This is a genomic window from Pseudomonas sp. FSL R10-0399 (assembly GCF_009600165.1).
Taxonomy (GTDB): domain Bacteria; phylum Pseudomonadota; class Gammaproteobacteria; order Pseudomonadales; family Pseudomonadaceae; genus Aquipseudomonas; species Aquipseudomonas helleri.
The window spans coordinates 1-11,207 of sequence record NZ_WIWK01000154.1 but is presented as its reverse complement, the minus strand read 5'-3'; the positions used below and the strand labels follow the sequence as shown (position 1 = coordinate 11,207).

The window sequence follows — 11,207 nt, the reverse complement described above, 5'->3', positions numbered from 1 at the left end:
ACGACGATCAGCGGGTGGCGTTTGATCCGGCCCTGGCGCGGCTGGAGCTGGACACACTGGCGGACGTTCAAGGCACGCCGCACCCCGTGCAGCCATTGGCCGGGCACCTGGCGTATTTGATCTACACCTCGGGCTCCACCGGCCAACCTAAAGGCGTGGCGGTGGCCCGCGAGCCGATTGCGCGACATTGCCAGGGAATTATCGAGCTGTATGAGCTGAGCCCGGCGAGCCGTGAATTGCACTTTATGTCGTTCGCGTTCGACGGTGCCCAAGAACGCTGGCTCAGTGTGTTGTTGGCTGGTGGCAGCCTGGTGATTCGTGGCGACCACTTGTGGACCCCCGAGCAGACCTTGCAGGTGCTGCGTGAGCAGCAGGTGAATGTGGCGTGCTTCCCGCCGGTTTATCTGCAACAACTGGCCGAAGTGGCGCTGACCCAAGGGCCTCCGCCAGCGGTGCACACCTACTGCTTTGGCGGCGATGCGGTGCCGGATGCCAGCTTTGAACTGGTTAAACGCGCCTTGCAACCGCAGCGTCTGGTCAATGGCTACGGCCCGACAGAAACAGTGGTCACGCCGCTGCTGTGGCGCGCCGAGGTGACGCAGCAGTGTGACGCCGCCTACGCGCCGATTGGCCGCAGCGTGGCCGGGCGTGGTGTGTACGTGCTGGATGCGGACATGAACCCGTTGCCGGTGGGCGTCAGCGGCGAGTTGTACCTGGGCGGTGAGTGTCTGGCGCGTGGCTATCATCACCAGCCCGGTTTGAGTGCCGAGCGCTTTTTGCCGGACCCGTTCGATGCCAAGGGCGGGCGCATGTATCGCACCGGTGATCTGGTGCGCCAGCGCGAAGACGGCATAGTCGATTACTTGGGGCGTCTGGACCAACAAGTGAAGATCCGCGGTTTCCGCATCGAACTGGGCGAAATCGAAGCGCGCCTGCGCCAGTGCGAGGGGGTGCAGGACGCCGCAGTCAACGTCTTTGAGGGTGTCACCGGCAAGCAGTTGGTGGGCTATGTGGTTGCCGCGCCCGGTCAGAGCCTTGAGCGCGAGGTGAAAGAGCAGCTCCAGGCGCAACTGCCGGACTACATGGTGCCGTCGCAGATTGTGCAACTGGCTCGGTTGCCGCTGTCGGCCAACGGCAAACTGGATCGCCGCGCCTTGCCACAGCCCCAGCGCGCCCAAGACCATTACCGCGCGCCGCGCAATGCGCTGGAACAGGCCTTGGTGCAGATCTGGCAAGACGTGCTGGGCCTGGAGCAAGTCGGTATCGACGATAACTTTTTTGAGCTGGGCGGCGACTCGTTGCAGGTGTTGAAAGTCATCTCGCAGGTCCGTCATCAGGCGCATTTGGGCTTCAGCCTGAAACTGCGCGACCTGATGCAAAAGCCCTGCATCGCGCAACTGAGCGGTTATGAACCGCACATTGCGGCCTTTGCGCCGGACCCTTTGTTGGCGCTCAACAGCCGGGTCAGTGGCGTGCCGCCGTTGTTCTGCCTGCACGCGGGGTTTGGCACGGTGTTCGACTATGAACCGCTGGCCCGTAAATTGGACGGGCGCCGCAGCGTCTATGGAGTGCAGTGCCGAATGTTGCTGGATCCGGCATGGCAGGACGACTCATTGCAAACCATGGCCCAGGCCTACGCCGTGCATATCCGCCAGCAGCAGGCCCACGGCCCGTATCACCTGCTGGGCTGGTCGCTGGGCGGTGCGTTGACCTTGCTGGTGGCGCAAGAGCTGGAGGCCCAGGGCCAGGAAGTGGCGTTTGCCGGATTGGTCGACAGCTACGTGGCGGGTACGGCGCAAGCCAGTGACGGGCGTGAAGACCTACAAGACTTTTTGCGCTTTGTGTTGGGCGTGACGCAGGCCGAGGCGCAGACGCTGATGGCGGATGAGCAGCACAGCGCCGAGCAGGTGATTGAAGCAGCGCTGGCCACCCATGAACATGGCGTGTTAGGGGCGGCAGAACTGAGCCAGATCTTCGCCGTGGGTGCACGGCTCAAGCACTTGGCGTTGGCCCAGCGCTGCTTGCCGCAGACTCGGGTGCAGGCCCACCACTGGTGGGTGGCAGGCCGTGAAGACGAGCGCCGGGTGCACGCGGCGCAAATCGGCGCGGGCGCCAGCCATGAGGTGCTGAGTGGCGGCCATTACGAATTGATGCGCCATGCGCGATTGCTGGCACAACTGGATGACCTGTTGGCTGTGCAGCTTGATCTGGCTTGAACGGGGGCGGAGCAAAAGATCGTTATCAAATATGAACTAAGCGATTGATTTTAAAGAATCTGTAGGAGCGAGCTTGCTCGCGATCTTTTGATCTTGATCTGGTTTTTGATCTAAGAGGCCCCGTTAAACCACGCTGGCCGAACGCAGGTTTTGCGCAGAGGGTAACCAGGCAGGAAGCCGGGTTAGCCGCGACACGGCCATGGATGGCCGATCGCGGCGGGCCCACGGAGCAAGGCCTGTGGTGAGGGCATGCCGAGCCAGAGCGAGGCACCGAGGGGTTGGGGCAAAAACGTTTTGGTTACTTTGCCGCTTTTGCAAAGTGACGCGGCGTAAGGCCGGAACCCTAAGTGGCCGTTGCCGCAGCAACGGATATGTACTCAAGTCAAAAGCCCCTCACCCTAGCCCTCTCCCGAAGGAGAGGGAATCGATTGGGGGATGCTGAAGAAAATCGGCGGCCTGTTTGCTGCGCGACAGTTGGCGCCGACGACGGGCGGCCCCACTAACAGTTTGTTATTGAGGAAAGTAGAAATGTCGGTGTTGCCCGAACTGGAAGCATTTTTAGAATTGGCTGAATTCAGCCGCATGACCGGCAAGACCCAGCCCATGCATGCGCTGACCCCGGTCCAGGCCCGCAGCGAGTTCGAGCAAAGCGCCAGCGTGTTCGATGTGCCGTTGACGGCGGTGGACAGCTACGACGTGCGCATCCCGGCGCGTGATGGTTTCAGCGTGTCGGCGCGGCTTTATCGTCGTCCTGGCCTTGAGGTCGGGCCGTTGCCGGTGGTGGTTTATTTTCATGGCGGTGGCTATGTCATTGGCAGCCTCGACAGCCATGATTCGCTGTGCCGCCGGTTGGCGGCGGCCGGGGATTTTGCCTTGCTGGCGGTCAATTACCGGCTAGCCCCGGAGTGGGTGTTTCCCACCGCCGTGCATGACGCCTGCGATGCAGTGAACTGGCTGCTGCGTGAGGGCCGTCAACATGGGCTGGACGCCTCGCGGGTGGCCTTTGCCGGAGACAGTGCGGGCGGAACCTTGAGCACGGTGTTATCGATTCTCGCGGTGCAGGAACCGCAAGAAGTCGCCATCGTGCCCCGCGCTCAAGTGCTGCTGTATCCCGTAACCGATGGCAGCTGCAAGCGTGACTCCCATCAGCGTTACGCCGAGGGCTACCTGCTCGAAACCGCGACCATGGACTGGTTTTACGGGCATTACGCCAAGGGTGAACAGGCGCTGCAGGACTGGCGGATTTCGCCGTTACTGGCAACGGACGTCAGCGGCCTGGCCCCGGCGCTGGTGTACCTGGCTGGCTACGACCCGTTATATGACGAAGGCCTGGCGTACGCCCGCAAGCTTGAACAAGCCGGTAACGACGTGCTGTTGCTGGAAGAACCCGGCATGACCCACGACTTTATGCGCATGAGCGGCCTGCTGGAGCAAGTGCCGGAGATCCATGGGCGGGTGGCGGGTTGGCTGGATAAAAGGCTGGCAAAGTAACCCGTTGGAGCTGCCGCAGGCTGCGTCGCGGTCATTATGGTTTAGCGCGCAGACGCTTTTTTGAGTCGCCACGGTTTAAAGCTCAGCCACAAAAACACCCCTGGCATCTGTAGCGCAATCATTATCCCCAGCGACCACTGATAAGCCTCCAGAGGGTGTCCTTGTCCAGTTGACGGCCACAGGCTTAGCATTTCCCCCATCAGCCACTGCAAGATAAATGCGAGTACGAAAACCACCAGATTGAACGATGAACTGACCCGTCCTGCCAGTTCGGGAGATACCGATTGAGCGACTATCGCGTAGTTCATGGTGGTAGAGGTGCCGAAGAAGCTAAACCCCATAGCAATCAACAATGGCGATATGTGCAGCCCGCTGATCATTAGTGATTGAAACGAGATGAAGATTAGAACCCCGGTGCCGCACACCATGATGGGCTGTACACCAAAGCGCTGCAGGTAGTCGGTAATCGAGCCGAACACCAGCGAACCAGCCACCATGGCTACAGCGCCCCAGAGCAAAGTATTGGCCATGCTGGAATCGCTTAATTGAGCCACGTCCCTTAGCCATGGCCCCATCCAGAGCGACAGCACTGACATATAGATCGCATGGGCAAACACCGAGTACAACGCAAGACGCCAGAATACCCATGAGGAATAAAGAGTCCCCACGGCCTTGGACATTTCCGCGAGTGTGGTGTGCTTGGGTTTATAGGTGCGAGGTACGCTGAGATGAATGATCACACAGACGAATAGTGTGAGTAGAGCCAAAATCAAGAAAGCTTCTCGCCAAGAGATCCATTTCAGTAGCTCATGCAGCGGCGTGGTAGAAGCCATGGCACCCAAACCGCCTACTGACAACAGGCACGCAGTACTTAGCGGCAGACGTTCAACAGGCAGCCAGATAGCGCACGCTTTAATAGCACTCATCAGTGAACCGGCAACCCCTAGACCAATCAGGCCGCGTCCAATTATCAAGCCCAGTTCACTGTGGGAGACACTGAAAATTAGCGAACCCACTACAGCAAATAGCAGCATGGGGGCCTGCACGCTACGTGGACCGTAGCGGTCAAGCATTACACCGAGCGGGATCTGCGCCGCAGCAAATGTTAGAAAGTACACCCCCGTCAACAGGCCCAAGCTACTGGCCGGCAAGTGCAGCTCTTGTTCCAAATCCACGTAGATCAAGGCATTGACTGTGCGAAACAGGTACGACACGAAATGACCGAGGCCAAAGGGGATGAATATGGTCAGAAACAAATAAAAAAATGAATGTTTAGCTTCTTGGGCAGCCTTGTTGCAAGACTCGGTTTGCTCATTGTTCATGTCGCCAGAGCCTTATTTATGGAAAAGGTTGTGCGTATTTCACAACAGAAGCGTCCTCTGGCGTCTTCAAGCCACAGTTCATCGGGGCCGGGTCGCATTTCAGAGAACTTAACGTGACCAGCGCTCTTCAGTGCATTGATGATGCCGTCCAAGGACAAGGGGTTATCAAAATCAAGAAAAAGCGGTTTGGGTTCGGTGTCAATTTTGATAAAGGCGTAGCGGGGTAATCCTTGAGACACTGCCCAAGCTCGCCATTGCATCGTATATTCAAGTTCCTCGATTGTGCCCTTAGGCTCCGGTAGCTGCTCACGAGTGAATAGCCAGGAAGCGCGCTTATAGAGGGTACGACCTAACCAGATACGTCGGTACTCATGTTTGGCTACGGCGCTATCGGCTAGAGCAAAACCAATTCGATGTAAAGGAGTGGGGTACACACATAGCAAGTCTTCACTGAATTGGCCAAGGGTATCGACCACTTGCAGACGCCCATTCACAAACAAGACTTTTGCCCTGCCTGCGGCAAACTGTTGGTGCGGTTCGACGCAACCGCCCCCCGATGGCAACACCAGTTGCAAGTAAAATGGCTGCAATGGCCAGTCGATGTGCGAGCGTTGATAGCTGTCAGGCGAGTCCGCCAGTATCAGGCGAGGGCGCTGAAAAATAGTTTCCACCTGTTGGCAAATCTGGGAATTGTAGGGGCCGAATGGATCCGCAACGGGCTGGCTAAGGGTATGAACCGCGGGATGCACTTCTCCTACGATTATTTCGTAGTGGCCAAGATTGAAGGCCTCGATTGACGCGCTTGAGAGCAGTAGGTCCGGAGAGTGATAGTCACTGCCGAAAACGGTGAAATCTGAAACGTCCAAATCCTTGTTTAGCCGACTAATTAGATGGTCAATATCAGTCGCGCAAAGACGCACCTCGGATTGCGCTGGGAACTCTCGCAACAACTGCGTCCAGGCTGTTTCCAAGCGTTGGTTGAGATCTACGATGATACTAGTTTCGATCGCGGGTAGAAGAGGGGCCAAGGTATTGATTAGGTCAAGAAAATCTACTGTTCTGCAAGGGTTAATAGCTTGGCGCTGCTCCCATGCCTCGACGAAGACACTGTTAAGCTGGTGTGCAATGGCTTTGATCAGCCACTGATTTATGCGCATAAGCGGTGCGAGTTCTTTGTTGACTTGGTGGAATACTGTTTGGCCAAAACTGATGTTGATGTTTCTTGAGCAATCTTCGTAAATCGGATATCGGCCTACATACATGGTGCCAGACTCCCTACAGAGATCGACGCCCGCCTCGCCAAGCAATCGATTCAACTTTTCAAGAATTTCGGTTCGGCGTATCAGGTCGCCATTGGCATAGTCACAGCGTGCCTGTTCAAGTGCATGAAGGCGAGAATGCCACGCTTTTTGGAAGTCAGGAGACACCCCGGTTGTGGCCAGATAGTGTTGAAGTCGTACGATAGGGTTACGCTCGCGGGGCGAAATATCCCAGCCTCGACGCACAATCCGTTTATTAACTAAGTGATCCAGCAGATCGCGCAGAGTGTAGGGTGAGATATCTGAGCAGGCATTCAATATCTGCTTAAATGTAACGTCTTCTTTGTGTTGAGCGTTGATGGTGTGGAGTACTTGCGCAGTAAGGGGGGTAAGACGCTGGCTTTTATTTATTGGCATGAATAAGTGTTGTTCACGTAAATAGCAACTGGCATTAAGTTTCAAAGGCATGCAGTCGGTATTTGGGCATTGTTGATTGATCTGTTCAACCAGTCTCTGCATCACCCAGTTCTCGAAGAAAGTGTGGCGATCCTTAAGCCATGTAGTGTCATTTTGGGTCAGTTGTACATTGGCGATCTGCTGGTCTTTGAAGTGCCCCCAAGCCAAGGGTCCGAAAAAACTGGAGGTATCGTTTTTTGCGCAGAAACGTTGTGCATAGCTCCAGCCCAAACGTAGTTTCTGTTTTTTCCGTGAGTCACTTCTGCTGTGCCGATCCTTGATGAGTTCTTGGATGCGGGCCCGAGCCGATGGATTAGATATAAACAAGGCCTCGCTTACCGCGTCATCATCCAGGAAATTAATTAGTCCTTGGCGTGCTCTTTCCAGATAAGTGCTGTATTCATGACGTGCAACGTCCCCTATGACGAGCCGCTTCAATAAGTCGTTCCATTTCAGTACCGCGGTGTTAAGCGGTTCGCGAAGTGCTTGTGGTAGGTCAGAAAGCAGTAAGGACTGGCCTTCGTTGAGTTTACGGATGAGTTTGCGGCAGGTTAGTAAGGAATGTGAGTTTGCTTCTTCAAGAATCATTGCCTTCAGCGCTTGAAATGCACGGAAGTCTTGCTCAAAGGCACGACATGCAGGTAACTCGGAGAGTCGACCAAGATCAGTCAAGTAGTGAATGGGAAAGCCAGTTGAACGTAGCCAGAAGTACTGTGAGCTTTCCATTATCTAGACGGGTATCCATATGGCGTTGAATTGGTGCAGCTTTCTCAGCAGTGTCATATCTTCGTCGCTAGGATGCTCGGAGCTTGCAGAACCAGTTAACCGCGCCAATGTAGCGAGCGATTGTGGCCTTCCCAGACATTTATAGAGGTTCGCTGAGCGTGTGCAGATGAGCGTAAATTTATGACGTGCCTCAGGGCTGGGCAAATACACCAGAATGCATTGGCTTGATTCCTCCAGACTGCTGATTCCCAAATGATGTTTGTCACGAAGCCAATGCGATAACGTATACCGACTCTGATATACACGTGCGCTATCAGCGCGCTGATACTGCTCTGGTATTAAAGCGCGAGCTTGGACTAATCCTGTGTAGAGGCGAACGCCTTCGCGCTCAAGCCGCATTAGGTCATGAATCTCCGGATAATCTGATAGTTTCGGGTGTTCGAGCAGATAGCACAGTACTGCATCGCAATAGCCATACACCTTGGGGCCGTAATCAAACCATGCGTGCTTACGCAGAAATTCCTTGGAGAGTGTTGGCAGATCCAGGCCAATGTTAAGTAGTGCGCGCAACGTCAGCGGAGCGCCGGTATCCAGCGCATTAATGAACGAGTTGATCAAGCGAAATTGATAGTTTTCGACAAGCCATTTCACATTCTCAAACTGGCTGGCGTAGGTAAGCATAATCACCCGTTCGTCATCTGAGAGACCATCTAACCATTGAGTCGCCCCCTCTGCTTGGTACATCTGCTGCTGCATCGTTTCATCGCGTAGGAGGCGTCGCCATAACGTCCAGACCTGCTCAGCATCCATGCGTCAGTTCCTGCATCGGTTTTGTATAGTGATTCCAGATTTTCTGGGCGCGTTTCACATCCGTGATGATCATGTGTTCGTCGTTAGAGTCCATTACGCGTGTAAGCGCATGGTGTGCCTGCCCTTGGTATTCCAGGATAATTGCCGAAGGCTGCGCACGAGACATGAGCTCCTGAAGTAGATCCCAGACGGGTTCGGGTACACACGAGTCGTGCCAATCATGATAAAGCCCGTTGTGCCAACTGCCGCCTGCCAGGTGTACCGAGATCACTTTGTCTAATGGCAAGGTGTCAAGGTAGTCGCGCAAGTCGAAGTTTTTAAGGTTTAAATGATTGGCGTAGATGTTGTGTAAATCCAAGTGCAAAAAAGTTCCGGATTGTTGTATTAGCCGGGCCATAAACTCGGCTTCACGCATTTGTGCACCTGGGCATTGCACGTAATAGGCGGCGTTTTCATGGGCCAGTGGCATCCCATAATGAAACTGCAACGTTTTTGCTCGCTCGGCGCATCGGAGTACTTCTGCATTGGAAAACTGCAATGGACTGCTCCAGATATCTAGCCAAGAGTTGTCGCCATAAAAACAATGATTGGCGACCCATGGGCTTTTTAGCATTTTGGCCAAGGGCACATGACGTTTCAACGCGGCGGTTTCTTCACGAGGGCTGAAGCCAAAGTCGCAACCATAATTGGAGTGGGCCAGTAGCGTGAATTTCTCAGCCAGCCGATTGATCATTGCTTGGGCCGCGGGTTTGATAACCTGAGGGCCGTCCATAGGGGCCATGATGTTATCGAGCAGAATTTCCAAGATATCAACTTCGATCTCCTCAAATGGAAACCATTCAAGGATCTCGGGGTTGTACTGGATTCCCACACCTATCGGTTTGGGCTTAACGAAGTGAGCCATGTAATTGCCCATCCAGAGAAAGAAAGGCTTCCTCGGCGTCAATCCGAGGAAGCGCAGAACGATCACGCGAAAACTTTACTCTCGATAATTTCTATATCGTCCAGATCAAACCCCTCAAAGGTAGTAGAGATGGGATCTGGTAGATCTATGAGGTCGACGGTGTGCTCAACGGTTTCGGCTGTGTCCAGAGTAACTACTGATTGGTTCATGGCGTTGTCCTTATGGGTTGTCGAAGAGGCGGATCAGGAAAAATACGGTAAAGTACCAAGTGGCTATCCAGCCTAGGCAGGTCAATAGGAATGTGCTCCAGTAGAGTCTGCGCAAAGCGGGGGAGATATCTTTGAGAGGAGCGGTCCTCCAATGACGTTTCACATAGTTGAAAGCATGCTGGCGCAGACGCGGTTGCCCCAGAACCTCGGTAATAGCCAGGTAGCTGTCGCCATTAAAGGTGGGTAGCAGAGTAGGTATGAGGGAGACGAGTGATGCCACGACCATGACCACAAATAGGGTATCTAAAATGCTTTGCGTATCATGGAAAAGTGCCCATAGAACAATGCCTGAAGCTGCATACAGTAGGCTGACCAAAGGACCCACAAGAATTGTTATAACCCGATGCTTTAGCGGCAACTGCGACCATTGCTTTTGTTCCGGACGCACCCAGCCGGTGGCCAACAACAAGTAGATACCAATTCCGAAATCGTTGACCTTGACTCCATAGTGACGACAGGCCATCGCGTGTCCTAATTCGTGAAGGGCGATGGACGTCAATATGACCGGGAAGTGCCAGAGTAGCCAGTTGTAGCTTTGGACGTAGGTTCTGCCAACATCGTCCATAAAAGTGTCAAAATGCAGTCCTAAATAAATGAAGCTCGCAATAGCTAGCGCCAACAATGGCAAAACGAATACCGCGTAACAACACCAAGGCATCAGCCGATAAATACGATCTAGCAGTGGCTGAGGATTGATTTTAACAAGGTTGATTAAAAGGTATCTTTTAAAGGGGCCGTAGGTGATACCCATTGCGGGGTCGTAAAACTTCTTTGCTTTAGGGGTGTTTTGTTTGCTTAGCAATTTTAGTTTAAGTAGTTTGCGCTCGAACTGGGCAAGTTTTTCGAGGTTTACTTTTATCTGATACTGCGTAAGAGCAACTATTGCTATATCTTCCAGGTTTCGTTGTCCATCGAAAAGTAACGCCAATAAATACTCGGCCTTGCCTAGTTCAAAGCTTATGTCATTAGACGGATCGTAAATGTTGTAGCGTCGAGTAACAGAATCTGCTGCCGGCGGGATTGCGATTAGGTCATTTCTGAAGCTGGAGCAGGCTTGGACACCCGGCTTGTCGAGATATGACGTCGAAGTACTCATGTAAGGGGGCGTAACGCGCGTAGGCTTGGCATATGGTCCTCTTGAAGCGCCTTGCGGCCCTGAGCCTTAATGCCTTCAAGACGCTTAGAGTCTATATTCACACAGGCTCGCCCCAATACGAAAACCGCTCCTGGTCGGGTGGGGCCGCAGACGGGATCATGGGTGGTATGTATAGGCTCCCAGTTGTGCTGGTACATCAAGTGCTCGATGCTATTGGTAGTTAAGTAGCGGCGATGATTATGGGTTAAAAATCCTTGCTTGATACCGTAACCCAAGGCCCGACCTTCAATCAGCAGCAGACCATTCTCTGCACTGGCTTTACGGCAAAGTCGCATAACTTTATTGACGTCATGAACATGTTCCAGTGAACCATTAATGATAATGAAATTGTAGTCTCCGTGGGGGCTCATATGTTCTGCTCCTACCAAGTCAATACTAAGTCCAATTTTTTTTCCGTACTCCACATAGGCCCGGTCAGGATCATTACCTTTTACTGACCAACCTCGCTTAGCGAAAGGAATCATCATGCCGCCAGCGGAGCATCCAACATCAAGTAGTTTTCCTTTGCTGGGTAATATGCTGGCGGTTGCAGGAGCTGAGTGCAACACGGTCATTGAATTGAAGCTGGAGCATCATGCCGCATAGCCATGGCCTTCTG

9 protein-coding genes are annotated in these 11,207 nt (G+C 53.9%); 2 read left to right on the top strand and 7 right to left on the bottom strand.

Annotated elements, in window-relative coordinates; genetic code table 11:
• Both GHO41_RS26845 and GHO41_RS26840 read left to right on the top strand, forming a co-directional pair.
• Positions 1-2,216 (top strand): AMP-binding protein (locus GHO41_RS26845; RefSeq protein WP_153435119.1); only part of this gene is annotated, 2,216 nt, incomplete at its 5' end.
• Positions 2,217-2,744: 528 nt separating this feature from the next.
• Positions 2,745-3,707 carry an alpha/beta hydrolase fold domain-containing protein gene (locus GHO41_RS26840; protein ID WP_048369087.1) on the top strand — a complete coding sequence of 321 codons (963 nt, stop codon included), beginning with the start codon at positions 2,745-2,747 and terminating at the stop codon, positions 3,705-3,707.
• A 41-nt stretch (positions 3,708-3,748) separates the two neighbouring features.
• Here GHO41_RS26840 and GHO41_RS26835 read toward each other — a convergent pair whose 3' ends face one another.
• The 7 genes from GHO41_RS26835 to GHO41_RS26805 are packed head-to-tail and all read right to left on the bottom strand — an operon-like array spanning position 3,749 to position 11,163.
• Positions 3,749-5,029 (bottom strand): MFS transporter, encoded by a 1,281-nt coding sequence (locus tag GHO41_RS26835; RefSeq protein ID WP_153435118.1) that lies wholly within the window; start codon positions 5,027-5,029, stop codon positions 3,749-3,751.
• Entirely contained in the window at positions 5,026-7,470 is a 2,445-nt protein-coding gene (locus GHO41_RS26830) for a lantibiotic dehydratase (protein ID WP_153435117.1), read from the bottom strand. The genes GHO41_RS26835 and GHO41_RS26830 overlap by 4 nt, the downstream gene beginning before the upstream one ends.
• A gap of 3 nt (positions 7,471-7,473) precedes the next feature.
• Positions 7,474-8,280, bottom strand: a complete 807-nt coding sequence (locus tag GHO41_RS26825) for a hypothetical protein (protein WP_048368866.1) — start codon at positions 8,278-8,280, stop codon at positions 7,474-7,476.
• A complete protein-coding gene (locus GHO41_RS26820) occupies positions 8,270-9,250 on the bottom strand; it encodes a DUF692 family multinuclear iron-containing protein (RefSeq protein WP_371929051.1) in 981 nt (326 codons plus the stop codon). The genes GHO41_RS26825 and GHO41_RS26820 overlap by 11 nt, the downstream gene beginning before the upstream one ends.
• On the bottom strand, positions 9,247-9,393 hold the full coding sequence (locus GHO41_RS26815; protein ID WP_153435116.1) for a TglA family RiPP precursor: 147 nt from the start codon (positions 9,391-9,393) through the stop codon (positions 9,247-9,249). Before GHO41_RS26815 ends, GHO41_RS26820 begins: the two co-directional genes overlap by 4 nt.
• Positions 9,394-9,403: 10 nt before the next feature.
• A complete protein-coding gene (locus GHO41_RS26810; protein ID WP_174479322.1) occupies positions 9,404-10,549 on the bottom strand; it encodes a M50 family metallopeptidase in 1,146 nt (381 codons plus the stop codon).
• On the bottom strand, positions 10,546-11,163 hold the full coding sequence (locus GHO41_RS26805; protein WP_153435115.1) for a bifunctional 2-polyprenyl-6-hydroxyphenol methylase/3-demethylubiquinol 3-O-methyltransferase UbiG: 618 nt from the start codon (positions 11,161-11,163) through the stop codon (positions 10,546-10,548). Before GHO41_RS26805 ends, GHO41_RS26810 begins: the two co-directional genes overlap by 4 nt.
• Positions 11,164-11,207: the final 44 nt, after the last annotated feature.

Bases quoted from the DNA above. Each gene is read 5' to 3' on its own strand.
- GHO41_RS26810 (WP_174479322.1), bottom strand. From the start codon at position 10,549: ATGAGTACTTCGACGTCATATCTCGACAAGCCGGGTGTCCAAGCCTGC.
- GHO41_RS26835 (WP_153435118.1), bottom strand. From the start codon at position 5,029: ATGAACAATGAGCAAACCGAGTCTTGCAACAAGGCTGCCCAAGAAGCT.
- GHO41_RS26825 (WP_048368866.1), bottom strand. From the start codon at position 8,280: ATGGATGCTGAGCAGGTCTGGACGTTATGGCGACGCCTCCTACGCGAT.
- GHO41_RS26815 (WP_153435116.1), bottom strand. From the start codon at position 9,393: ATGAACCAATCAGTAGTTACTCTGGACACAGCCGAAACCGTTGAGCAC.
- GHO41_RS26830 (WP_153435117.1), bottom strand. From the start codon at position 7,470: ATGGAAAGCTCACAGTACTTCTGGCTACGTTCAACTGGCTTTCCCATT.
- GHO41_RS26805 (WP_153435115.1), bottom strand. From the start codon at position 11,163: ATGACCGTGTTGCACTCAGCTCCTGCAACCGCCAGCATATTACCCAGC.
- GHO41_RS26840 (WP_048369087.1), top strand. From the start codon at position 2,745: ATGTCGGTGTTGCCCGAACTGGAAGCATTTTTAGAATTGGCTGAATTC.